At 64.5% G+C, this 23213-nt stretch carries 19 protein-coding genes and 1 tRNA gene; 6 read left to right on the top strand and 14 right to left on the bottom strand.

All coding sequences use genetic code 11. The annotated features are described in order from the left end of the window. Window positions 1-2: 2 nt before the first annotated feature. Window positions 3-827, bottom strand: a complete 825-nt coding sequence (locus CTA01S_RS04195) for a symmetrical bis(5'-nucleosyl)-tetraphosphatase (protein WP_062192502.1) — start codon at window positions 825-827, stop codon at window positions 3-5. A gap of 72 nt (window positions 828-899) precedes the next feature. Between CTA01S_RS04195 and CTA01S_RS04190 the strand changes: the two genes are divergently transcribed. Further along, window positions 900-2234 (top strand): hemolysin family protein, encoded by a 1335-nt coding sequence (locus CTA01S_RS04190; RefSeq protein WP_019559180.1) that lies wholly within the window; start codon window positions 900-902, stop codon window positions 2232-2234. Between the two features lie 168 nt (window positions 2235-2402). On the opposite strand, the gene CTA01S_RS04185 is transcribed toward CTA01S_RS04190, so the two are convergent. The 8 genes from CTA01S_RS04185 to CTA01S_RS04150 all read right to left on the bottom strand — a co-directional run bounded on the left by CTA01S_RS04185 (window position 2403) and on the right by CTA01S_RS04150 (window position 12133). Next, window positions 2403-2478: transfer RNA gene (locus tag CTA01S_RS04185), tRNA-Thr, on the bottom strand. A 40-nt stretch (window positions 2479-2518) separates the two neighbouring features. Further along, entirely contained in the window at window positions 2519-3535 is a 1017-nt protein-coding gene (locus CTA01S_RS04180) for a class 1 fructose-bisphosphatase (RefSeq protein ID WP_019559181.1), read from the bottom strand. Between the two features lie 25 nt (window positions 3536-3560). Then, the gene (gene pepN, locus CTA01S_RS04175; protein ID WP_019559182.1) at window positions 3561-6239 is read right to left on the bottom strand and encodes an aminopeptidase N; all 2679 of its coding nucleotides are present in this window, start codon (window positions 6237-6239) and stop codon (window positions 3561-3563) included. Window positions 6240-6250: 11 nt separating this feature from the next. Beyond that, a protein-coding gene (prfB, locus tag CTA01S_RS04170; protein ID WP_156824485.1) for a peptide chain release factor 2 occupies window positions 6251-7355 on the bottom strand; the annotation gives its coding sequence in 2 pieces (ribosomal slippage) (window positions 6251-7273 and window positions 7275-7355; 1104 coding nt in all). A gap of 80 nt (window positions 7356-7435) precedes the next feature. Continuing rightward, window positions 7436-8359, bottom strand: a complete 924-nt coding sequence (locus tag CTA01S_RS04165) for an alpha/beta fold hydrolase (RefSeq protein WP_062192498.1) — start codon at window positions 8357-8359, stop codon at window positions 7436-7438. An 8-nt stretch (window positions 8360-8367) separates the two neighbouring features. After that, window positions 8368-10098, bottom strand: coding sequence for a lipid A export permease/ATP-binding protein MsbA (gene msbA, locus CTA01S_RS04160; RefSeq protein WP_019559185.1), 1731 nt, complete (start codon window positions 10096-10098; stop codon window positions 8368-8370). Further along, window positions 10095-11201 carry a UDP-galactopyranose mutase gene (gene glf, locus CTA01S_RS04155; protein WP_019559186.1) on the bottom strand — a complete coding sequence of 369 codons (1107 nt, stop codon included), beginning with the start codon at window positions 11199-11201 and terminating at the stop codon, window positions 10095-10097. Before glf ends, msbA begins: the two co-directional genes overlap by 4 nt. Window positions 11202-11287: 86 nt before the next feature. After that, complete coding sequence (locus CTA01S_RS04150; protein ID WP_157451289.1) at window positions 11288-12133, bottom strand: DUF707 domain-containing protein; 846 nt, start codon at window positions 12131-12133, stop codon at window positions 11288-11290. 392 nt (window positions 12134-12525) lie between these two features. Here CTA01S_RS04150 and CTA01S_RS04145 point away from each other — a divergent pair, with 392 nt between their 5' ends. After that, the gene (locus tag CTA01S_RS04145; RefSeq protein ID WP_062192494.1) at window positions 12526-14229 is read left to right on the top strand and encodes an acetate--CoA ligase; all 1704 of its coding nucleotides are present in this window, start codon (window positions 12526-12528) and stop codon (window positions 14227-14229) included. Window positions 14230-14351: 122 nt separating this feature from the next. On the opposite strand, the gene CTA01S_RS04140 is transcribed toward CTA01S_RS04145, so the two are convergent. Continuing rightward, complete coding sequence (locus CTA01S_RS04140; RefSeq protein WP_062192490.1) at window positions 14352-15170, bottom strand: acyl-CoA thioesterase; 819 nt, start codon at window positions 15168-15170, stop codon at window positions 14352-14354. A 314-nt stretch (window positions 15171-15484) separates the two neighbouring features. Here CTA01S_RS04140 and CTA01S_RS04135 point away from each other — a divergent pair, with 314 nt between their 5' ends. Beyond that, window positions 15485-15919, top strand: coding sequence for a BON domain-containing protein (locus tag CTA01S_RS04135; RefSeq protein ID WP_019559191.1), 435 nt, complete (start codon window positions 15485-15487; stop codon window positions 15917-15919). A gap of 38 nt (window positions 15920-15957) precedes the next feature. On the opposite strand, the gene CTA01S_RS04130 is transcribed toward CTA01S_RS04135, so the two are convergent. From CTA01S_RS04130 to cspE, 3 genes are all read right to left on the bottom strand, one after another. Continuing rightward, complete coding sequence (locus CTA01S_RS04130) at window positions 15958-16992, bottom strand: NADP-dependent oxidoreductase (RefSeq protein WP_019559192.1); 1035 nt, start codon at window positions 16990-16992, stop codon at window positions 15958-15960. An 81-nt stretch (window positions 16993-17073) separates the two neighbouring features. After that, window positions 17074-17985 carry a gamma-glutamyl-gamma-aminobutyrate hydrolase family protein gene (locus tag CTA01S_RS04125; protein WP_062192487.1) on the bottom strand — a complete coding sequence of 304 codons (912 nt, stop codon included), beginning with the start codon at window positions 17983-17985 and terminating at the stop codon, window positions 17074-17076. 135 nt (window positions 17986-18120) lie between these two features. Next, window positions 18121-18330 (bottom strand): transcription antiterminator/RNA stability regulator CspE, encoded by a 210-nt coding sequence (gene cspE, locus CTA01S_RS04120; protein ID WP_019559194.1) that lies wholly within the window; start codon window positions 18328-18330, stop codon window positions 18121-18123. A gap of 226 nt (window positions 18331-18556) precedes the next feature. On the opposite strand from cspE, the gene CTA01S_RS16380 reads away from it, so the two are divergent. The 3 genes from CTA01S_RS16380 to CTA01S_RS04110 all read left to right on the top strand — a co-directional run bounded on the left by CTA01S_RS16380 (window position 18557) and on the right by CTA01S_RS04110 (window position 20784). Continuing rightward, the gene (locus tag CTA01S_RS16380; RefSeq protein ID WP_083932354.1) at window positions 18557-18754 is read left to right on the top strand and encodes a hypothetical protein; all 198 of its coding nucleotides are present in this window, start codon (window positions 18557-18559) and stop codon (window positions 18752-18754) included. Window positions 18755-18876: 122 nt separating this feature from the next. Beyond that, window positions 18877-19983, top strand: a complete 1107-nt coding sequence (locus tag CTA01S_RS04115; RefSeq protein WP_062192484.1) for a glycerophosphodiester phosphodiesterase — start codon at window positions 18877-18879, stop codon at window positions 19981-19983. 72 nt (window positions 19984-20055) lie between these two features. Then, on the top strand, window positions 20056-20784 hold the full coding sequence (locus CTA01S_RS04110; RefSeq protein ID WP_062192479.1) for a 2OG-Fe dioxygenase family protein: 729 nt from the start codon (window positions 20056-20058) through the stop codon (window positions 20782-20784). A gap of 4 nt (window positions 20785-20788) precedes the next feature. Here CTA01S_RS04110 and CTA01S_RS04105 read toward each other — a convergent pair whose 3' ends face one another. Next, entirely contained in the window at window positions 20789-23203 is a 2415-nt protein-coding gene (locus CTA01S_RS04105; RefSeq protein ID WP_232300983.1) for a putative bifunctional diguanylate cyclase/phosphodiesterase, read from the bottom strand. Window positions 23204-23213 lie beyond the last annotated feature (10 nt).

The following is a 23213-nucleotide window of genomic DNA, read 5'->3' as shown; positions in this document are numbered from 1 at the left end:
CCTCAGCGGCCCGGTACTTGGGCTTGGGCGCATGCGACTTGGGTCACCTCGCGCCGCCCCCCGTCGATGCGCACGGCGGTCAAGCATCCGCCCCACACACAACCGGTGTCGATGGCCAGCAAGTCCGGTCGATTGATCAGCCCCAAGGTCGACCAATGGCCAAAAGCCACGGGCGTGCCGGCCGTGCGTCGGCCCGGTACCTCGAACCACGGATAGTAGCCCGCCGGCGCGGCCTCCAAACCCTCTTTCGTGGTGAACTCCAAACAACCCTCGGCGCTGCAATAGCGAATGCGTGTCAGGGTGTTGACCACGAAGCGCAAGCGATCATGCCCCTGCAAATCGTCTTGCCAGCACGCGGGTTCGTTGCCGTACATCACTTGTAGGAATTCGCCCAGGGCCTCACTGCGCAGATGCGTTTCGACTTCGGCGGCCAGTCTCAGGGTTTGGGCCGCGTCCCACTGAGGCACCACACCGGCGTGCACCATCAACCAGCCGTGCGCCTGCACGGCCAGGCGCTGCTGGCGCAGCCACTCGATCCACTGCTCGCGCTGTGCCGAACCCAGGATCGGCGCCAGCGTGTCGCTGCGATGGGGCCGACGCACGCCATGCGCGACGGCCAGCAAATGCAAGTCGTGATTGCCCAGCAAACAAGTGGCCGAGTCGCCGAAAGACACCAGGCGCTGCAGCACCTGCAACGAAGACGGACCCCGGTTGACCAAATCGCCCAGCAGGTACAACTGGTCGCGTGAGGGGGAAAACCCGAGCTCGGCCAGCAGGCGATCCAGTGCGTCGCAACAGCCTTGCAAGTCTCCGATGAGATAGATCATGGCTGCGATTCTGCTACGCTTGCCCGTCCGAATAGACCACTTTCCCCGCGCCGGCGAGGCGCGGGGCGCTGCATGGACGTTGCGATACTGATCTTCCTCATCGTGCTCAACGGTGCATTTGCGATGTCGGAAATGGCGTTGACCGCCGCACGCAAAGCCCGCCTCCAAGTGCTGGTGGAAAACGGCGCGGCAGGGGCCTCGGCCGCCATGGCGCTGCACGACAACCCCACCAAGTTTCTCTCCACGGTACAGATCGGCATCACCTCGATCGGCATCCTCAACGGCATCGTCGGTGAGGCGGCCTTCGCCGCGCCCTTGGCCGAATGGATGATGCATGTGTGGAACCTGCAGGCCACGGTGGCCAGCGTGGTGTCCACGGGCATCGTGGTGGTCATCATCACCTTCTTGACCATCATCTTCGGCGAGCTGGTGCCCAAGCGCCTGGGACAAATGTACCCCGAGACCGTGGCACGTTTGGTGGCCCGCCCGATGGAGTGGTTGTCATTGGCCGCGCGTCCCTTCGTGGTGCTGTTGTCCTGGGCCACGGCCACGGTGCTGCGCTTGCTGGGCATCACCGACCAACCCCACCGCGGCGTCACCGAGGAGGAGATCGCTGCCAGTTTGGAAGAAGGCGTCGATGCCGGCGTCATCGAAGCGCACGAGCATCAAATGGTGCGCAATGTCTTCCGCCTCGACGAGCGACCGATCAGCTCGATGATGATCCCGCGCGGTGACATCGTTTGGCTCGATGCCCAGGCGCCGGTGGAGCAGGCCCTGGCCACCATCGCCCAGGCCGAGCATTCCCGCTATCCCGTGTGCCGCGGTGGGTTGGACGACGTGCTGGGCGTGGTCACCGCCCGGCAGTTGCTGCAGCAGATGGCCCAGGGGCGGGAGATCCGCCTGACCGAAAACCTGCAAGCGCCGGTGTTCGTGCCAGAAACGCTCACGGGGATGGAGCTGCTCGAGAGCTTTCGGGCCTCGAGCATGCAAATGGTGTTCGTGGTCGACGAGTACGGTGAGGTCCAAGGCGTGATCACCTTGCAAGACGTGCTGGAGGCCATCACCGGGGAATTCCACACCGCCGAGCCGGACGAGGCCTGGGCGGTCCCGCGCGAGGACGGCTCATGGTTGATCGATGGCCTCATTCCGGTGCCGGAACTGAAAGACCGATTGGGCTTGAAAGACCTGCCCGAAGAGGACCGCGGCCGCTACAACACCCTGGCCGGCATGGTGATGCTGCTGCTCGGGCGCCTGCCGCAGGTCACCGACACGGTGCAATGGGGAGGCTGGCGCTTCGAAGTGGTCGATATGGATGGCAAGCGCATCGACAAGGTGCTGGCCACCCGCCTGCCCGAAGACAGCGGGCCCGCCGAGGTCTTTGGCACGCAGCCGCGCCGTCAAGGGTGACCAGAGGGGGCTCGTGCATCGGGCGTGCCTGTCGTGGGGGCCACTCTGATGTGGCCCCATCAACACGGGCCCCATCAACGCAGGCCCCAAAAAGAACCGGGGCCCGATCTCACGTCGGGCCCCGGTTCGACGAAGGGCTCTTGGGGATGGCGATGTTGTAAGCCGATTTGGTGCCGGTGACCGGATTCGAACTGGTGACCTTCGCATTACGAATGCGCTGCTCTACCAACTGAGCTACACCGGCAGCAAAGAACGCAATTCTAGCAAGAATCGCAGACTGCAGGTCAAGCGCCGCCGGCTTCCCGATGGTAGGCGGTCACACGCTCGACCTCGTTCTTCGACCCCAGGATCACGCTGACGCGCTCGTGCAGCTTGCTGGGCTGGATGTCCAGGATGCGCTGCTGCCCATTGGTGGCGGCCCCGCCGGCTTGCTCGACGATGAAGCTCATCGGGTTGGCCTCGTACATCAGGCGCAGCTTGCCGGGCTTGTCGGGCTCGCGCTTGTCCCAGGGGTACATGAAAATGCCGCCGCGGGTGAGGATGCGGTGCACGTCGGCCACCATCGAGGCCACCCAGCGCATGTTGAAGTCCTTGCCACGCGGGCCGTCCTTGCCGGCCAGGCATTCGTCGATGTAACGCCTCACCGGTGGGGCCCAGTGGCGCATGTTGCTCATGTTGATCGCGAATTCCTTGGTGTCCTCCGGGATCGTCACCCCGTCCTGGGTGAGCACCCAAGAGCCCTGCTCGCGATCGAGGGTGAACATGGCCACGCCATCGCCCACGGTGAGCACCAGCGTGGTCTGCGGACCGTAGATGCAGTAGCCGGCGGCGGCCTGCTTGGAGCCTGGCTGCAAGAAGTCTTGCTCGCTCACGCCGGCATGGTCATCCGGCTTCTTCAGCACCGAGAAAATGGTGCCGATGCTCACGTTGACGTCGATGTTGGACGATCCATCCAGCGGATCGAACAGCAACAGGTACTCCCCTTGCGGAAATCGATTCGGCACCACGTAAATGCCGTCCATTTCCTCCGAGGCCATGGCCGCCAGGTGACCGCCCCATTCATTGGCTTCGATCAGCACCTCGTTGCAGATCACATCGAGCTTTTTCTGCACTTCGCCCTGCACGTTCTCGGTGCCGGCGCTGCCCAGCACGTCGCCCAGCGCCCCTTTGTTGACGCTGATGGCGATGCGCTTGCAGGCTCGCGCCACGACCTCGATGAGCAGGCGCAGCTGGGCTGGGATGTGGCCATGCATGCGCTGCTGCTCGATCAGGTATTGAGTCAGGCTGATTCTCTTGCCCATGTCGTGTCCTCGAGGTGTCTTGCCATCAATCGGCCAGGGCGCGGGTGACGATTTCGCGCACGTCTTTGCTCAACTCGGCTTTGGCCGCCACGCGGGCGATGGCCTCGCGCGCGGCGCTGCGATAGGGTTCGGCCAACTGCTTCCAACGATCCATGGCCCGGGCCACGCGAGCGGCCAGTTGTGGGTTGATGGGATCGAGCTCCAGCACACGGTCGGCCCAGAACACATAGCCGGCCGCATCGGTGCGATGGAAGGCGGCCGGGTTCATGAAGCACAGCGCAGTGATCAGGCTGCGCGCCCGGTTGGGATTGCGCAGCGAGAAGTCCGGATGCGACAACAAGGCCCGGCAGCGTGCGAAGACGCGGCCGTCCTTCTCGCTGGCCGAGGCTTGCAGTGCGAACCATTTGTCGATCACCAGCGCTTCGTGGCGGAACATCGCGTGGAAGCGTTCCAGCGCCGCCGGGGCCAATTCGGCATGGCTGTTGACCAGGGCATTGAGCGCGCCCAGGCGGTCGGTCATGTTGGTGGCATCCTTGAAGCGCTGATAGGTCCGCCCCGGCCACACCGGATCGCCCGTCTGGGCCGCGGCCAGGCAAAGATGGGCCAGCGCCAGATTGGCCAAGGCGCGACGTCCGGCCGACACCGGATCGGGGCTGTAGCCGCCGCGCACCTGATGGGTCTCGTAAGCCCATTCCCAATCACGCTGCAGCGCCAGAGCCAGTTGCAGCCGGGCCGCTTCGCGCACGGCGTGGATGCGCTGCGGATCGACTTCGTCGAGCTGTTCGGCCAGATAGCCTTCGCTGGGCAGCGTCAGCACCAGTTCCTTGAAGGCGGCATCGAGCCCGGGGTGGCGCAGCACACCACGCATCGCTTCGATGAAGGCCGCATCCAGATGCAGCATCTGACCGCTGCGAATGGCGCCCAACATCCGGTTCATTGCCAGGCGTTGGCCAGCTTCCCAGCGGTTGAAGGCATCCGCATCATGGTTCAGCAGATGCAGCAAATCGGCATCGCTGAGTCCGTCGTCCAACAGCACGGGCGCGGAAAATCCACGCAGCAACGACGGCACCGGTGCGGCGTCCACGCCCACGAACTCGAACAGCTGGCGCGCTTGGTGCAGCACGAGCACACGCTCGGTCCCCACCGGGGCGTCTTCGCCGGCCAGCTGCAGCGGCAAGGGCTCACCGCCAGGGCCGATCAAACCCATGCTCACGGGGATCACCCAGGGTTGCTTGTCCGGCTGCCCAGGTGAGGGCAGACCCTGCTGGGACAGCTCCAGCGTGTAGGTGCGGGCATCGGGGTCGTAACGACCACGTGCGCGCAGGCGGGGCGTGCCAGCCTGGCTGTACCAGCGCTTGAACGCCTCCAGGTGCGTTGCCAGCATGCTGCCGGGGTTGGCATCGGCAATGGCCTGCGCGAAGTCGTCGCAGGTGACGGCCTGGCCGTCATGGCGCTGGACGTACAGCGTCATTCCCCGCGCGAACCCCTCGCGCCCGACCAGGGTTTGCATCATGCGCACCACCTCGGCGCCTTTGTCATAGACCGTGGCGGTGTAGAAGTTATTGATCTCGACATAACTGTCGGGTCGCACCGGGTGGGCCATCGGGCCCGCATCCTCGGGGAACTGGTGTTGGCGCAAGGTGCGCACATCCTCGATGCGCTTGACGGCCCGGGCGCTGGGGCTGTGCGCCACCAAGTCCTGGCTGAACTCTTGGTCGCGAAAGACGGTCAGGCCCTCTTTGAGCGAGAGTTGGAACCAATCCCGGCAGGTGATGCGGTTGCCCGTCCAGTTGTGGAAGTATTCATGTCCCACCACGCTTTCGATGCCGGCGTAATCCGCATCGGTGGCCGTGGCCGGGTTGGCCAGCACGTACTTGGTGTTGAAGATGTTGAGGCCCTTGTTTTCCATGGCCCCCATGTTGAAGTCGCTCACGGCCACGATCATGAAGCGGTCGAGGTCGAGCGACAGGCCAAAGCGGGCTTCATCCCAGGCCACCGCCGCGATGAGCGAGTTCATCGCGTGCTCGGTCTTGTCCAGATCGCCGGCGCGCACATACACCTGCAACAAATGCTCGCGGCCCGAGCGGGAACGGATCCGTTGTTCACGGCACACGAGCTTGGCGGCCACCAGCGCAAACAGGTAGCTGGGCTTGGGATGGGGGTCGACCCACTTCGCATAGTGCTTGCCGCCCTCGAGCCGGCCTTGCTCGACGAGGTTGCCGTTGGACAGCAGCACCGGGTACTTCTCGGCATCGGCCTTGATCGTGACGTTGAAGGTGGCCATCACGTCCGGGCGGTCGAGGTAGTAGGTGATGCGGCGGAAGCCTTCGGCCTCGCACTGAGTGAAAAAGCCGCCACCCGAGGTGTATAGGCCCGACAGCTGAGTGTTCTTCTCGGGGGCGCAGGTGGTGCGCACCTCCAGCGTGAACGGCTCCTCAGGCAGGTTCTCGATCACCAGCTGCTGCTGCTCGACACGGAAGGACACCGATTCACCATTGACCAACACCCGGGTCAGGTTGAGATCTTCGCCATCCAGCCGCAGCGGCTGGCCTGGGGCGGCCGCGGCATTGCGTTCGATGTGCATCCGGTTGACCACCAGCGTCTTGGCCGGGTCGAGATCGAAGCTGAGGTCGACGTTGCGGATCCAATAAGCCGGCGCGGTGTAATCCTCGCGCCGGATCAGGGGGGAGCTGCCTTCGCGCATGGTCCGGCTCCTTAGATGCCTTGCTTGAGGCTGGCCTCGATGAACGCATCCAGGTCGCCATCGAGCACTTTTTGGGTGTTGGAGATTTCCACGTTGGTGCGCAAATCCTTGATGCGGCTTTGGTCGAGCACGTAGGAGCGGATCTGGTGCCCCCAGCCCACGTCGGTCTTGCTGTCTTCGAGCTTTTGCTGCTCGGCCATGCGCTTGCGCATCTCGTGTTCGTACAAGCGCGCGCGCAGCATGCGCCAGGCTTCTTCGCGGTTGCTGTGTTGGCTACGACTGGTCTGGCACTGCACCACGATTCCGGTGGGAATGTGTGTCAGGCGCACGGCCGAATCGGTTTTGTTGATGTGCTGCCCCCCGGCGCCGCTGGCTCGGAAGGTGTCGGTGCGCACATCGGCAGGGTTGATCTCGACCTCGATCGAATCGTCCACCTCGGGGTAGACGAACACGCTGGCAAAGGACGTGTGGCGACCGCCGGATGAATCGAACGGGCTCTTGCGCACCAATCGGTGCACGCCGGTTTCGGTGCGCAGGTAGCCAAAAGCATAGTCCCCCTCCACCTTGATCGTGGCGCTCTTGATGCCCGCCACATCCCCGGGAGACTCCTCCAACACCTCGGCCTTGAAACCCTTGCGCTCACAGTAGCGCAAATACTGGCGCAGCAACATGCTGGCCCAGTCGCAGGCTTCCGTGCCGCCGGCGCCGGCCTGGATGTCGATGAAGCAGTTGTTCGGGTCGGCCGGGTTGCTGAACATGCGCCGGAACTCCAGCTGCTCGACCTCGCGGGCCAGTGCCGCCGCTTCGGCCTCGATGGCCTGCAAGCCATCGAGGTCGTTCTCGGCGCGACTCATTTCGTAGAGCTCGAGGTTGTCGGCCAGCTCGCGCTCCAGCCGGGCGATCGTGTCAACCACGGCTTCCAGCGACTTCTTCTCTCGACCCAATTCCTGAGCCCGCTTGGGATCGTTCCAGACGGCCGGGTCTTCCAGGGCGGCGTTGACCTCGCTCAGGCGGATGGACTTTTGGTCCCAGTCAAAGATACCTCCGTAGCTCGCTGGTGCGCTCGCGCAGGTCTTCCAACGTGGTGCCGATGAGGTTGATGCGTTCTGCTTCCATGATGCTGTCCTTGTTCGTGGGCGGCGGCCAAAATCTCGCCGCGCAGCATGTGCTGCGAAAAGAAGCATTTTCGCATGGGCTCAGCGCAGGAAGGCCTCGAGATGGGCCGCCAGCGCCTCGGGTTGGTCGTGATGCAGCATGTGGCCGGCCGGCGAAAGCACGCGGCGCTGCAGCTGCCTGACCACCTGGAGCCGCTCCTCGAACTCGGCGCGCGAATAGCGCTGCCCCCACCAGCGGGCCATGTCGGTGCGGTCGCCTTCCACCCACAACACTGGCGCCGTGATGGCGGCCCAGCAGGCCAAGGCTTCTTCCTTGCGGTAGAGCACCGCATGACGTCGTTTGTGTGCCGGGTCGGCGAGGATCTCCCACCAACCATCGTCGCGCTGGCGCGCCCAGTGCGGGGCCAGCCAGGCGGCCAATTCGGGGCGCAGCAATGGATTGTTGCGACGCAGGCGCTGGGCCACGGCCTCCAGGCTGGGGTAGGGGTGCAAGCTCTGCGGCATCTTCAGCTCATCCAGCCAGGCGGCATAGTGCTTGGGCGCGTGGTCGGGCTGGCTGGCGGGCAGGCCGAAGCCTTCGAGGTTGACGAGCCGGCGGATGCGTTGCGGGCGAATCCCCGCATAGAGCATGGCCACATTGCCCCCCATGCTGTGGCCCAGCAGGTCCACCTGCTGTCCGGGCAACAGCTCGTCGAGCAGGGCGTCCAGATCGCCCAGGTAGTCGGCAAACCAGTAGCTGTCGGACGAAGCGGCCTGACTGAGCCCGAAGCCACGCCAGTCGGGGGCGAGCACGTAGCGCGGCGAGACCATCGCATCGACCACGAACTGGAAGGAGGCTCCCACGTCCATCCAACCATGCAGCATCACCAGCGCCGGGGATTCTGGCCTCACCCACTCGGGCGAGCCCCAGCGGCGCACGTGATAGCGCAGGCCCCGGATGGTGAGGAAGGTCGACTCCGATGGCCGGCGCACGACATAGGGATGGCTGCCATCGGCCGGGACCATGACCCCACTCACTCCAAAGCTTGGGCGCGCACCATGCTGGCGTACAACCCGTTGCGCTGCATCAAGTCATCATGCCGTCCGGATTCGAGCACCCGACCCTCGGCCAACACATAAATGATGTCTGCATTGCGCACCGTGCTGAGCCGGTGGGCGATCAAGATCAAGGTCTTTTCGCCGTGCCACTGTTCGATGGACTGCTGGACGATGCGTTCCGACTCGGTATCCAGCGCCGAAGTGGCTTCGTCGAAGACCCAGATGCGGGCGTTTTTGTACAGCGCTCGGGCAATGGCCAAACGTTGACGCTGTCCGCCGGACAGCTTGCTGCCGTTGGTGCCAATCGTGGCCTGGAGCCCTTCGGGTTGCGCCTGAACGAAGTCCCAGAGATTGGCAGCCCGCAAAGCGGCTTCGATGCGTGCGGGATCCTTCGGCTGGGCGTAGGCCACGTTGTCGGCGATCGGGCCGTCGAAGAGCACGATGTCTTGCGACACCACGGCAAACTGGCGGCGCAAGGACACTTTGCGGACGTCTTGCACATCGATGCCGTCCAAGGTGATCCGCCCTTCGGCAGGCGCCACGAAGCCCAGCATCGCATTGATCACGGTGGACTTGCCCGATCCGGAAGGGCCCACCAAGGCCACGGTTTTCCCCGGAGGCACCTCCAGGCTCAATCGGTTCAACGCCAACTGCTCGCTGCCTGGGTAGCGCACGCTCACGTCGCGGAATTCGATATGCCCTTTGCAGGTGTTCGTGTCGATCAGTTTCGTCCCCGGATCGGGTTCTGGAGGGGTGTCCATGAGACCGAAACAGGCGCGTGCACCGATCAATCCACCGATGATCGGCTGGGTCACGTCGGTCAGATGACGCATCGGAGAGATGGTCATCAGAAGCGCCGTGATGAAGGCCACGAACTCCCCGACGGACGCCTCACCCCGGTTGGCCTGGATCAGTGCCAGCGTCAAAATCAACGCGACTCCCGTGCTGGCGACCACCTGTGTCAGCGGGGTCATCGACGAGGCCGCTGCGACGTTCTTCAGCACCAACCGGCGCAGGCGGGTGGCTTCCTCGCTGAAGCGGCGGCGTTCGAATTCCTCGGCATCGAAGGTGCGCACCACGCGCCATGCGCGGCTGATGTCGTCCACGATGCCGACCAACTTCAACTGCGTGTCATAGGCGCGGCCCCCCACTTGGAGCACCCTGCGCTGGACCGTTTTGACGACATAGGCCAACACCGGCATCGTCAGCAGCGACACCAGCGTCAATTGCCAATTGAGGTAAAAAAGATAGCCCAGCAAGGCCACCAGCGTCGTGCCGTCACGCAGCAGCGTGGTCAATGCGCCGGCCAGCGATTGGGTGGCGCTTTGGGGGTCATTGATGACCCGGGTGGCCATCACCCCGGGGCTCATCTGGCTGTACAGGCTGGCATCGGCTCGCATCACCGCGGCCAGCAAGTCGGTGCGCAACTTCAGCACCGCTTGTGAGGTGGACCAGTTGAAGAGATAGGTGCCACAAAACGCAAGCCCGCCACGCACGGCGAACAGGCCGATCACCACCAGTGGCACCATCCACAGGGGAAAGCCAATGTCGGCTTTGAATCCGCTGTCGAGCAACACCTTCAGCAATGCCGGCACGAGCGGCTCGATGGCGGCTGACGAGAAGAAGCAGATGATGCCGAGAATGACACCCGCCTTGTGCGGACGAATGTACTCCAGCAAACGTCTGGCGGTGACTTTGAGGCTCATTCCTGATTCCAACGAGCAAGCAGATCCTCGGCGGCCTTCAGCGCAGCGGCCACCACCTGATCCATGTTGTAGTAGCGGTACTGAGCCAGACGGCCGATGAACGTCACGGTTTCTTCTTTGTCGGCCAACTCGGCGTATTTTTTATACAAAGCTTCGTTCTCCGGGCGCGGGATCGGATAGTAAGGATCCCCTTCGGCCTGAGGATACTCCCGCACGATCGATGTGCCGGTGTGCGTTTGTCCGGTCAGGTGTTTGAACTCGGTGATGCGAGTGTAGGCATGGTCGTTGGGGTAATTGACAGTGCCCACGGCTTGAAACTGCGGCACGTCGGGCAAATGCTCATGCTCGAAGCGCAGGCTGCGGTAAGGCAGCTTGCCATAGCAATGGTTGAAATAGGCGTCGATGGGGCCGGTGTAGACCACGTGGGCGCCTGAGAAACGATCCCGCACCTGGGCGAAGTCCGTCTCCAGTTCGATCGAGATCAACGGATGATCCAACATGCGTCGGAACATCTGGCCATACCCCTGGGCGGGCATGAATTGATAGGTGTCGGTGAAGTAGCGGTCGTCGTCATTCGTGCGGGTGGGGATCCGAGCCGCCACGCCCGCAGACAGTTCGGACAAGTCCAGTCCCCACTGTTTACGGGTGTAGCCCCGGAAAAACTTCTCGCACAGGTCTTTGCCCACGCTGTTGAGCACCACGTCCTCACTGGTGCGAATGGTGTCGCGAGGTTCACGCACCTTTTCCAAATACTCTTTGGCCTGCTCTTCGGTCAGGTTCAGGCCATACAGCTGGTTGAGCGTCGTCCGATTGATCGGAATCGGATACAGCTTTCCGTTCACTTGGGCCAACACTCGGTGTTCATAAAAACGCCAATCGGTGAAGCGTGAGAGAAACTCGAACACACGCTTGCTGTTGGTGTGAAAGATGTGCGGGCCATAGGGATGGATCAGGACGCCGGCCCCGTCCACGTGGTCATAGGCATTGCCACCGATGTGAGAACGCTTGTCGATGATATGGCAGCGATGGCCTGCTTCGGCCAGCACGCGGGCGACACTGGCGCCGGCGAATCCGGCGCCAACGATGAGAACATGGTGTTTCAAGCTCCGGGACTCCTGGGGGTGGGGAATCAAGACCGTCTGATCTGACTAAGCGCATCGACCGTGACACTTGGTGGATGGCGTCGCGCTCATTTTTTCGTTTGGCGATGCAGGCGCCGCTTCGCATTCAGCCGTCGGAGCTGCAACCAAAAGCGCTGATGCCACGGCAGACGGACCTTGGCGATCGCGCCTGCGGCGAAGGCATATTTGCTAAAGTACCGATGTTCGGTGAGCTGATATTTTTCGAGGATTCGGCGCTCGTCTGCACGCGGGTCCAAGTCTGGGTTGTTTTTATAGAGGTTGCCGCCCAGTGGCCGCGTGTGCCGCACCGGCGTGGCATCGATCACCGCGATGCTGTCGGGGCGTCCCTTGCCACAAAGCTCAGGCCATACCCAGTCCAGCCCCCAACCCGAGCGGCTTTCGGAAAAGGTGTGCATGCAAGCCTTCAGCGCGGCCCGATCGAAGATCGGGACCATCACTTCCACAAACCGACAGAAGCGCAACAGGTAGTCGGGTTGTTGCAGCAAGGTGTCCCACGTGTAGTAGGAGTCGCGCGTCAAAGCGGGTTGAGCCAAGGACAGCCCGAATCCATGAAAAAGCGCGAACATCCGGTTGAGAGTGTCCGTCGTCGCAGCGATGTCGTCGTCTGGAAACCAAAACGCGTCATAGCGATTCACGAGGTCGGGGTTTTGTTCCAACAGTTCACCGATACAGGGCCACTTGGGTCCGCGGCGGGTTTCATAGTAGTCCGCACTGGCCTGGTGCCGGCCCGGGGTCGTGCCGTAATAGCTGATGAAGAGGTCGAAATCTCGCTCGGGCTGTGCGATCCAACCATCATGGAGTGAATCGTCCCCAGCACGCAAAATGACGAGATTTTTTCGGCGGTAGGTCAGGTTGGGGGTCATATCGAGTCGAAAAGCAACGAGAACCGACATGCCGCGCAGGCTGCATTGGGCTGTGCTGCGGGTCCGCGCAGACGCAGCGCGGCATCGTCTCAACGGGGCAGACTCGCGCAAATCGGGCTGGGCCGTGGCGTGGCTGGGAATGCGCGACGACGAAATCGACGATGAGAGCTCAGGTCAAGGTCCACATGAGGGTTTGCTCGGATGGTGAATTCTCGCATGAATGCCTAGCGCGCCCAGCTCGTGTGCTTGTCCGGTTGTTACACGGTCGTCTGTGTCGTCCCGTCACCGATTCACCGAGCGGGGCGGCCGCCGTGGCGCGAGGCCTGCGGCCAAAGGGGGAGGCATTCCTCATTGCATCACGCTGGACTCTGCCCACAGAATCGGTCACCCGAGTTTCAATTCGGGAGGAGGTGGAGCAGGGGATGGCTTGGGATGCTCACACGGCGTTGCATGCTGCGTTTGGCTGGCGGGTGCCGGAGTTCTTCAACATCGCTGAGGTTTGTTGCCATCGCTGGGCACAGGCGGCAGGGCAGCGCACCGCGATCGTCTACGAGCATGAAGCCGGCCGGCGCAGGACGCTGAATTTTGCCGAGCTCCATGGGCAAGCCAACCGGCTGTCGCATGCGTTGGAGAGGCTGGGCGTGCAGCCGGGCGACCGTGTGGCGCTGGTCATGCCGCAACGACTGGAGACCGCGATCGCGCACATGGCGGTGTACCAGATGGGGGCGGTGGCCATGCCGCTGTCCATGCTCTTTGGGCCGGAAGCCTTGGCCTATCGACTCGCGCACAGCGAGGCGGTGGTGGCCATAGCCGATGAGACCTCGATCGCCAATTTGCGCCAAGCGCGCGCCCAGTGCCCAGCGCTGCGACACGTGGTCGCCGTGGGGGAGGCCAGTGGCCTGGGCGACCTCGACTGGGAGTCTGCCTTGGCGCGCGAGTCTGTGCTTTACGTGGCGCGGGCCACGCGAGCGGACGACCCGGCCGTGCTGATCTACACCAGCGGCACCACGGGCCCGCCCAAGGGCGCGCTGATCCCGCATCGGGCGCTGATTGGCAACCTGCCGGGTTTCGTGGCGAGCCAGAATTGGTTTCCCCGCAAGGGCGACGTGTTCTGGTCGCCGGCCGACTGGGCCTGGACCGGCGGCTTGATGGATGCGCTGTTGCCCACGCTGTACTTCGGCCGGCCCATCGTGGCCTATCAGGGCCGCTTCAGTCCCGAGAAGGCCTTCGAGTTGATGGAACGTCACGGCGTGACCAACACGTTTCTGTTTCCCACGGCCTTGAAGGCGATGATGAAGGCCGTGCCGCAGCCGCGGAAGTGCTACCGGCTGAAGCTGCGCGCCATCATGAGTGCGGGGGAGGCGGTGGGGGATGCGGTGTTTGCCTATGGACAAGAGCAGTTGGGCGTGACGATCAACGAGATGTTCGGTCAGACCGAAATCAACTACGTGGTCGGCAACTGCGGGGAGTTCCTGGACACGGCGGGGCGGGTTCATCCGGGGTGGCCTGCCAAGCCGGGCAGCATGGGGCGGCCGTATCCGGGCCATCGGGTGGCGGTGATCGATGACGAAGGCCGTGAGTGTCCGCCGGGCGTGCCGGGTGAGGTGGCTGTGCACCGTCGGGATGTCCACGGGCAGCTCGATCCCATCTTCTTCCTTGGTTACTGGAAGAACGAGGAGGCCACGCGCGCCAAGTTCACCGGCGATCCGAACGACTCCTGGTGCCGCACGGGCGACACCGCGGTGATGGATGAGGACGGCTACCTCTGGTATCAGGGGCGCAGCGACGATGTCTTCAAGGCCGCGGGCTATCGCATCGGGCCCAGTGAAATCGAGAATTGCCTGGTCAAGCACCCGGCGGTGGCCAATGCCGCAGTGGTGCCCAAGCCCGATCCCGAACGCGGTGCGGTGGTCAAGGCTTATGTGGTGCTGGCGCCGGGGCATGTGGGGGATGCGGCGCTGGTCGAGTCGCTCCAGCAGCACGTGCGCGCCCGGCTGGCTCCTTATGAATATCCCAAGGAAATCGAGTTCATCGATGCGCTGCCGATGACCACCACCGGCAAGGTGCAGCGGCGGGTGCTGCGGCTGCGCGAGGAGGAGCGCGCGCGTGCCGCGCCTGCCTCATGAGGCGCGGATGCCCAGTGGCGTCAGTGCGACATCCGCTGGCTGCCGTGATCGGCCGTGCCAGACGGTAGGGCCTTGCGCACGTCGCTCACCTGCGGCCGGCGCAAGGCGCGCAGCGGATCGGCTCATCCAAACACCGCCACCACCTGATAGCCCAGCGCGGCCAGCCGTCCATCGGGGGACCACAAGTGGGTGCTTTCGCTGACGTAGCCCTCAGCGCCTGCGTGTGTGTCCTTGTCCACGCGCCACCAGCCACTTGCCGCCGAGGTGGCATCGGGCAGGGCATGGGGTTGCAGTTCCAGTGACCACGACACCGAACTGGCCGCAACGGGCGCGTTGAAGCGGCTGATCGCTGGCGTGGGCGGGGCATCGGCCAGCAGGACCGACAGCAGTTCGGCGTCGACGTCCCGGGCCTCGTGCAACCGCAGGTGGATGCGCGACGACCATGTGTCGGTTCCCGACATCGGCCAGCCGCCTTCGGCCCATCGGAAGTCCAGGTGTTGGGTGAATGCGGGAGCCAGGCCCGGCACATAGGGCCGCGCCGGCAGCTCGTCGGGCTGCCGCGCCACGTCGGGGCGGCGCGGGTCCAAGGCTGGCAGCTGTGTCGGCCGTCCGGCGCCAAACACCCCCAGCAGCACGGCAGCGACCTGTTCACCCTGCCATACCCGCGCTTGCACCTGCCGGACATGCCGCCCCGTGCGCAGCAGCTCCACGGTGACTCGGACTTCGCCGGCATTCACCGGCGCGACGAAATTGGTCTGCAAGGCGCGCAGCGGCCACGCGCTGGGGGCGATGTCTCGCATGGCGACCACGCCATAGACGGCGATGAGGCCGCCAAAGGCCGTGCGGCCTTGCAGCCAGTCCGGCAGCACCGGCAAGACGACGGCATCGCCGTCACGTCGGCGCTGCGCCAACACTCGGGACAAGGGGGTCGGGGCGTCCATGGGCACCTGTGCGTCGTGAAGAAATGAGCATTATCGAACGATCGTTCGATTCTGTCAGAACGGGGCACTCCTCGTCTGCGGACGATCGATCAGGGGGCAAAAACGTCTGGACATGGATGCATTCGTTCCCAATCGTTACCGTTGTCGGTGCGGGCCGACAGCGTCGTTCGGGCGTGCGCCGACAGTGGCGCTGCCGCGGTCTGCCTAGAGTTCGTCTCAACCGCATCGATTCGATCGGTTCGAGCGCCGGGTCTGGATGATCTGGCGGCATCCGCCGCCTCGTGCGGCACAGAGGACTCGAAAGGACAAGCGCCATGAACAAAACCACCGTGTGGGTCGCACCCGTCATTGCGGTGCTGACGTTGGCCGGCTGCGGCCAGGAGCAGCAGGAACAGGCCCAGCGATCGCAGGCCGATGCGGCCATCGCCCAGGCCGAGTCCTCGGTGCGTGAACTGGGCGAGCAAGCCCGTCAGGGCTTGGAGCGCGCCGGCCAGGCCGTGGGTGATCGGGTCGAGCGCGCGGCCGAAGCCTTCGACGATGCGGCCCTCTCGGCCCAGGTCAGCGCGGCGCTGGCCCGAGATCCGCAGCTCAGTGCCTTGACCATCGATGTGGACACGAAGGCCGGGCGCGTGAGGCTGAGCGGCACCGCACCCAGCCCCGAGGCGCGCGATCGCGCCACCCAGTTGGCTGCTGCGGTGCCGGGCGTGCGCAGCGTGGACAACTTGCTGACCGTCTCACCGAAGCCCTGAGCTGGGGCGCCCATGCCGACCGACGGTGTGGGCTGCCCTCAGGCCGTATCGTCGGCCACCTGCAAGACGAGCTTGCCGAAATTCTCGCCGTTGAACAGCTTGAGCAGCGCGCGCGGAAAGTGCTCCAGTCCGCGGACCACGTCTTCTCGGGAATGCATGCGCCCTTCACGCAGATAGCCGGCCAGCTCGGCGATGGCCTGGGGATAGCGGTCGGCATAGTCGAACACGACCATGCCTTCCATGCGGGCGCGGTTGACCAACAACGACAGATAGTTCTTCGGGCCGGCCACCGGCGTGGTGTTGTTGTACTGGCTGATGGCCCCGCAGATGACGATGCGAGCTTTGCGGTTGATGCGGGTGAGCACGGTATCGAGGATGTCCCCGCCCACGTTGTCGAAATAGATGTCCACTCCCTGGGGACAATGTTCTTTCAGCCCGGCGCGCACATCACTGTTCTTGTAGTCGATGCAGGCGTCGAAACCCAGTTCGCGCACCACCCATTCGCACTTGGCCGGCCCGCCGGCGATGCCCACCACCCGGCAGCCCTTGATCTTGGCGAGTTGCCCCACGGTCTGGCCGACGGCACCGGCCGCGCCGGAGACGACCAGGGTGTCGCCCGGCTTGGGCTGGCCAATGTCCATGAGCCCAAAGTAGCCCGTCATGCCTGGCATGCCCAGGACGTTGAGCCATTGGGTCCAGCTGCCGAGGCGCAAGTCGATGCGGCTCAGGCCACTGCGGCGGATCTCCGACTCCGGGATCAGGCAATACTCCTGCACGCCCAGGCTGCCACTGACGGCATCCCCCACCGCAAACGCAGGGTTGTTCGACGCGATCACCCGGCCCACGCCACCGGCGCGCATCACCTCCCCAAGGCCCACCGGCGGGATGTAGGACTTGCCCTCGTTCATCCAGCCGCGCATGGCCGGGTCCAGCGAGAGATAGAGCGTCTTGATGAGCACGCCGCCGGGACCTGGCTGGGCGACGGGTTCTTCGGTGAACTGCCAGTTGGCATCCGTGGGCAGCCCCACGGGGCGTGAGGCCAGGCGAATCTGGTGGTTGAGGGTCGCAGTCATGGTCGTTCCTTTTTGAGCATGTCGCAGCCGGTGTTGGCCGGCCCACTCAGCAATGACACCACGGCCCGCGGTCGCGCGCCGTCACTTAGGCGACGCAGACGACGGGGCCGTCGTGGCAGCCTGCCGATCGGCGCGTAGCCGCAGTGGGGCGCGCGGCGGTCGGCGGTCGGGGCAGGCCGGATCGTCGAGTTTGCGCATGGCGGTCTCGGCAGCCGCTTGCAAGAAGTCGAGCATGATCGGGGCGCTGTCGATCAGATTGTTGCGGCCATGATGGAACTCAGGGTGCCACTGCAGGCCGCGCGCGTAGCCGTCGCCGGTCCAGCGGATGGCCTCGACCACGCCATCCAGTGAGGACACGGCTTCCACCACCACTTGCTTGCCCAGTTGCGCCACGGCCTGGTGGTGGATGCTGGTGACGCGCAGTTGGGTGGCGTTTGGGTAGAGCTGGGCGAGCTGCGAGCCTTGCAAGAAGGTGATGTCGTGCTCGAACTGGTCATACAACTCGGCATCGACATGACGGTGGGTATTGGGGCATTGCGTCTGCAGGTCCTGGTACAGGGTGCCGCCGAAAGCCACATTGAGCAGTTGGCAGCCGCGGCACACGCCGATGACGGGTTTGCCTTGGTCGAGAAAGGAGCGCAGCAGCGCGAGTTCATACCGGTCTCGCACCGGATCGCCGCTCCAGCGCGGGTCGATCGGCTCTTGACCGTAGGTTTGGGGGGCGACATCGGCGCCGCCTTGCAGCACCAGGCCGTCGAGCTCGGCCACGTATTCATCGACCGACAAGTGACGGGCGGCTCGGCGGCTGTCTTCGGCCACTGCCGGCACCATGAAGGCCATGGCACCATGCTCCATGATCCAGTGGGCCAGCGATTGCTCCAGATACTGCAAGGTCTTGTTGCGAAAGCCCAACTCCGGCGGCACCTGGTAGAGCAGGCGCGCCGAGATACCGATACGCAAGGGCCGTGTCGGAAGCTGTGTGTAGCGGGTCATGCGCGATTGTGAGACCAGCCCTGCCACTGCGGTCAAGCAAGGCCTTGCAAGGGGGCCGATGCGGGCGGAACAGACGAAAAAAAAACCGCAGCGGCTGCTGCGGTTTTCTCGTCCGGGGCAAAGCCCGAGGGGGCGTTACAGCGGGCGGATATTGGCAGCCTGCAGGCCTTTTTGACCTTGTTTGACCTCGAATTCGACGCGCTGGTTTTCCTGCAGGGTCTTGAAGCCCGTGCCTTGGATGTCACGGAAATGGGCGAACAGATCGGCGCCGCCGTTGTCCTGGGCGATGAAGCCGTAGCCCTTGCTTTCGTTGAACCATTTGACGGTGCCGGTTTGGGTGCTCATGGAGCGTTCCTTTGAAAATGACATGAAAAAAAGCAGGCATGCACAGCGTGCACGAAGCACCTGCAGGAAACACTCTAGAGACGGAACCCGGGGATTCGAACGAGACTTGCGCAGGTGAGCCCTGGCAAGACGGGGAAGACCTCAAAGACCGACGGTCTGGCGTGTACCTGCTGCGCACTATACACCACTTGCGCCGATCGTGCGCGTTTGCTGCATCATTGACTGCATGAAGCTTTCACGGTGGTTCCAGCCCAGGCATCCGATGTTTTGGCTGATGCTGATCTTCGGGGTGTTGTCCTCGCTATGTGTGTGGGCGCTACAGGCCCTGCCGCTGACGTCGCTGGGGCGGGGGCTCGTCGGGGCTTTGGGTTTGGTCAATGCGGGCCTGAGCACGTTTCTGACATGGCGGTTGATGCGCGACTGAACCCGCCCCCGTGCTTGGAGCGGCGCCGCTGGCTGAGGTGGGCGGGCCTGCTCGGCGCTGCGATTGGGCCGTGGCCGGTGCCGGGGCGGGCTCGGGACGAGCGCTCGGAGGCGGGGCCGTCCGTGTCGCAGGCTCGGCCGCTGGTGATCGCCCATCGTGGGGCCAGCGGTCAGCGGCCTGAGCACACGCTGGCAGCTTATGCGCTGGCGATCGAGCAGGGGGCCGATCACATCGAAGTCGACCTGGTGAGCACCCGAGACGGCGTGTTGGTGGCACGTCACGAGAATGCGCTGGCCCTCCTCGATGCCGATGGCAAGGTGCGCGAGGCCACCACCGACGTGGCCGAGCGGGCGCGGTTCGCCGATCGCTGCACGACCAAGACCATCGATGGCCGGCGCCAGACCGGATGGTTCACCGAAGACTTCACACTGGCCGAACTCAAGACCTTGCGGGCCCGCGAGCGCATGCCCCAGTTGCGTGCGGCCAACACACGTTGGGACGACCAGTTCGAGGTTCCCACCTTCGAGGAGGTGCTGCATCTGATCGACCAGGTCAATGCGCGGCGACGATCGCAGGCGCGTGATGAGGCCCGCGCATCGAACCGGCCTGCAATCGACCGGCCTGCGATCGACCGGCCCGTGGGGGTCTATCCCGAAACCAAGCACCCGAGCTACTTTCGCCACATCGGCCTGCCGCTGGAGGAGCCTTTGGTCGCGTTGTTGGACCGATACGGCTATGGTGCCGAGGATGCGCCGGTGTTCATCCAGTCCTTCGAGGTGGAGTCCCTGCGACGCTTGCGCCGAATGACGGGCGCGCCGCTGGTGCAGCTGCTGGCAGCGCGTGGGCGACCCTACGACTTCAGCCTCAGCGGCGATGCCCGCGGCTATCGTGAACTCGCTCAGCCGGCCGGGCTGACCGACGTGGCCACCTATGCCCAGGGCATCGGGGTGCAGACCTCGTTGATTTTTCCGCAGCTTGCGGGTCGCTTGGGCGAGCCGACCCCGCTCGTGCGCAATGCCCATGCGGCAGGGTTGCGGGTGCATGCTTGGACCGTGCGCGCCGAGAATGCGTTCCTGCCCGATGACTTCGATGTCGGAGGCGATCCGCACGCCCTGGGAGACATGGCCGGATGGGTTCACGCCTTGCTGGCGCAAGGGGTCGATGGATTTTTCACCGACCACCCTGAGCAGGGCCGGCGGGCGCGTGACGCCTTCGTCGCCGTTCGCTGAGCCGCGTTAGCGTCTGCAGGATGGCTGTGGCGGCGCTACAGTCTGGAGCCTGTCCGACTGTTGCCCGATCGTATGTTGTTGCCTGCACCTGTGACCCCACCCACCTTGGTGGATGACGCCCTGCGGGAGCGGGGGTTTGCCGTGCTCGATGCTGCCGGCCTGGCCGCTTTCAGCGGTGTGGCCTCGGGCAGTTTTGGCGAGCTGTCCCCCTTGTGGGAGGACCTGCCGCTGGATGCCTACTTGCGCGACGGGGGCCGTTATCGCCGCCGCCGACATGCCAGCCTGGTGCTCGAGGAAGGGCAGCATCGGGTGGTGCCGCACCGGGCTCATTGGCAGCCCGTGGAATACAACGCCTTGCACGGAGGCATGGAGCGTTGGTTCGAGCCGGTGTCGGATCGTCTGCTGCAGGCGCCGGCGTTCGTTCATCTGATGCACGCCTTGGGCCGCTGCGCCAGTCGGCTCAAAGGCGAGCAGCCCTGGTACGTGGAGGTGCATCAATTCCGCATCGACACGACCGATGGCATCGGCCGCCCCACCCCCGAAGGGGCGCATCGCGACGGCGTCGATCTCGTTGCGGTGGTGTTGGTGGCCCGTTCGGGGATCAAGGGGGGCGAGACGCGTGTGTTCGAGGCGCACGGCAGCCATGGCATCCGCTTCACGCTGACCGAACCCTGGTCGGCGCTGCTGCTGGATGATGAGCGCGTGATCCATGAGAGCACCCCCATCCAACCGCGGGATGGACCGGGTTACCGCGATACGCTGGTCGTGACCCTGCGCGCCGGCGGCTTCCAGGGGCCGTGAGGGCTCATGGCTGCCGGCAGGGCCTTTGCGCCTGGACCCAAGCCTCGAAGGCGTCCGCCGTCAGCGGCAGCGTGATGACTTCCCCTTGAAAGACCTCGCAGCCCTGGGCCATGAGGAAGTTGCGCTGGTCCAGGGTTTCCACGCCTTCGGCCACGATGTCGTGGCCGAAATGGCGAGCCATCTGGATGATGGCGCAGGCGATGGCCGCCGAGTCCGCCGCCAGTGGCAAGTCGCCGACGAAGGACCGGTGGATTTTGATCTTGTCCACGGGCAGCTCACGTAAATGGCGCATCGAAAAGTGGCCGGTGCCAAAGTCGTCGATCACGATGCGTGCGCCCAAGGCTTTCAGGCGCGACAAGCGTTGCTTGACCTGCGGCACATCGTGCATCAGCAGCCGCTCGTTCAACTCCAATTCCAGCCATTGCCCGTCGGCGCCTTCCTCGGCGAGCATCCGTTCGATCCCCTCCACGAAGCCGGGGGCCTGGAATTGGGTGGCCGACACGTTCAGGGCCATGCGTGCATCCGTGAGGCCCCGTTCGCGCCAGCGCCGTGTGGTGCGCAAGGCCTGACGCATCACCCAGTGGCCGATGGGCAGCATCAGCCGCTGCTGCTCGGCCACGGCGAGGAAGTCGCCCGGCACGAGCAGGCGGTCGTCGGGATGTTGCCAGCGCAGCAGGGCTTCCACGCACACGATGGCGCCGTCGGCGGCCCGCACCTGGGGCTGGAACTGCAGTCGGAACTGGTCTTCGTCCAGGGCACGGGACAATTGACTTTCCAGTTCGAGGGCAGCGCGGGCGGCGCTGCCCAGCGCGGGGTCGAAGAACCGGAACGTGGCCCGTCCTTGGGCTTTGGCCTGGTACATGGCACGGTCGGCATGCTTGATCAATTCGCCGGGCGATTGGGCATGCGCGGGGAAGAGCGCGATGCCTATCGACGGAGTGACGCTGAGCCGCAGCGCATCGACCTCGATGGGTTGCTCGATGGCTTCGAGCAGCTTGCGTGCCACGTCCTCCACGTCGGCGCGATCGCGCACCGCGCCCAGCAACACCATGAACTCGTCGCCGCCGAAGCGGGCCACACGGTCGCTGTGACGCAGGCTCGCGGTGATGCGCTGCGCGACCGTCTGTAGCAGCCTGTCGCCCACGAGATGGCCTAGCGAGTCGTTCACACGCTTGAAATCGTCCAAATCGACGAACAGCAAAGCCAGTGCGTCTTCGGTGCGGCGCGCCTGGTCCATGCGTTGGTCCAGGTGTTCCATGAAGGACATGCGGTTGGGCAGACCGGTGAGCGCATCATGGTGGGCCAAGTGGCGGATGCGGGCCTGCGCCAGGTGCCGATCGCGGATGTCTCGCACGATGGACATGCGCAGCCGCTGGCCGTTGCGCATCATCGTGCGGCCGATGAACTCCACGGCAATGCGATGGCCGTCTCGGTGGATGATCTCACTTTCGTAGGTTGCGTCTTGTGCGGCGGCCAGAACCGCCAGGACTTTGGGATGGTGCTCTGGCGGCACGAAGTCCAGCGCGTTGCGGCCGATCAATGCCTCGCGGCTGTAGCCGGTGAGGTCGCACACCGGCTGGTTCACATCCTCGATGATGCCGTTGCTGTGGAAGACCACCCCTTCGGCGCTGGCGTGCATGAAGCGGGCCATGCGTTCTTCGGATTCGCGCAAGGCCTGCTCGGCTTGGCGCTGTTGCGTCACGTCGGTGATGAGCACCAGCGCGGCCTGTGGTGCCCCCGAGGCGTCCAGATGCGGCATCAAGTTCACCTTGATCCATTGCGTCGATCCATCCGGACGCACGGCTTGGCGTTCATAACTGATCGAGCGCCGCTGGGTCAGCAGGGCTTGCACGTAAGGCTCGATCTCGCGGGCGGCCTGCTCGCCGATCACCTCCGCAAAGGTGTGTCCGACGATGGAATGCTCATCCCAACCAAATGCCTCGGCGTAGGTGCGGTTGGCAAAGATGCAGCGGAAGTCATGAGCATCGTAGTACGCCAAGGCCGAGGGCACATTGTCCGCCAGCAGCCGCAGCTGTTCGGCCTGCGTGCGCGCCGAGCGCATCAGGGTCGTCACGTCGTGCAGCAGGCAAAGATAATGGCCGCCTTCAGGCTGCCAGTGGGCCGTCCATTCGATCCAGTGATCGCTGCCATCGACGAAGCGCAGCACCACTTGCGCGACGAAGTGGCTGCGCGAAGGCAACCGTTCCCATAGGGTCGAGCGGGAGGCCGGCTCCAACGCGGCGTCCCAGCCGCTGCCTTGGTCGAGATCGAGCGCGGTGCCGGTCGAGGCGGCGTAGTCTGCACTGATGAACAGGCCCCGCCCTTGTGGCGTGAGCACCACCACCAAGCCAGGGATGCGTTGCCACAGCGCCATGGGATCGACCATCGCGGTGACGAGGGAGCGGGGTGGAGGTTGCATCGCAGACCGG

This window comes from Caldimonas taiwanensis NBRC 104434, assembly GCF_001592165.1.
GTDB classification, from domain to species: Bacteria; Pseudomonadota; Gammaproteobacteria; order Burkholderiales; family Burkholderiaceae_C; genus Caldimonas; species Caldimonas manganoxidans.
This window is presented reverse-complemented; position numbering and strand designations above follow the sequence as displayed.

Bases quoted from the DNA above. Each gene is read 5' to 3' on its own strand.
- msbA (WP_019559185.1), bottom strand. From the start codon at position 10,098: ATGAGCCTCAAAGTCACCGCCAGACGTTTGCTGGAGTACATTCGTCCG.
- CTA01S_RS16380 (WP_083932354.1), top strand. From the start codon at position 18,557: ATGAAGCTTTCACGGTGGTTCCAGCCCAGGCATCCGATGTTTTGGCTG.
- CTA01S_RS04150 (WP_157451289.1), bottom strand. From the start codon at position 12,133: ATGTCGGTTCTCGTTGCTTTTCGACTCGATATGACCCCCAACCTGACC.
- CTA01S_RS04165 (WP_062192498.1), bottom strand. From the start codon at position 8,359: ATGGTCCCGGCCGATGGCAGCCATCCCTATGTCGTGCGCCGGCCATCG.
- CTA01S_RS04105 (WP_232300983.1), bottom strand. From the start codon at position 23,203: ATGCAACCTCCACCCCGCTCCCTCGTCACCGCGATGGTCGATCCCATG.
- CTA01S_RS04130 (WP_019559192.1), bottom strand. From the start codon at position 16,992: ATGACTGCGACCCTCAACCACCAGATTCGCCTGGCCTCACGCCCCGTG.
- CTA01S_RS04110 (WP_062192479.1), top strand. From the start codon at position 20,056: ATGTTGTTGCCTGCACCTGTGACCCCACCCACCTTGGTGGATGACGCC.
- CTA01S_RS04180 (WP_019559181.1), bottom strand. From the start codon at position 3,535: ATGGGCAAGAGAATCAGCCTGACTCAATACCTGATCGAGCAGCAGCGC.
- cspE (WP_019559194.1), bottom strand. From the start codon at position 18,330: ATGAGCACCCAAACCGGCACCGTCAAATGGTTCAACGAAAGCAAGGGC.
- CTA01S_RS04135 (WP_019559191.1), top strand. From the start codon at position 15,485: ATGAACAAAACCACCGTGTGGGTCGCACCCGTCATTGCGGTGCTGACG.
- CTA01S_RS04125 (WP_062192487.1), bottom strand. From the start codon at position 17,985: ATGACCCGCTACACACAGCTTCCGACACGGCCCTTGCGTATCGGTATC.
- CTA01S_RS04140 (WP_062192490.1), bottom strand. From the start codon at position 15,170: ATGGACGCCCCGACCCCCTTGTCCCGAGTGTTGGCGCAGCGCCGACGT.
- pepN (WP_019559182.1), bottom strand. From the start codon at position 6,239: ATGCGCGAAGGCAGCTCCCCCCTGATCCGGCGCGAGGATTACACCGCG.
- CTA01S_RS04145 (WP_062192494.1), top strand. From the start codon at position 12,526: ATGGCTTGGGATGCTCACACGGCGTTGCATGCTGCGTTTGGCTGGCGG.
- CTA01S_RS04190 (WP_019559180.1), top strand. From the start codon at position 900: ATGGACGTTGCGATACTGATCTTCCTCATCGTGCTCAACGGTGCATTT.
- CTA01S_RS04195 (WP_062192502.1), bottom strand. From the start codon at position 827: ATGATCTATCTCATCGGAGACTTGCAAGGCTGTTGCGACGCACTGGAT.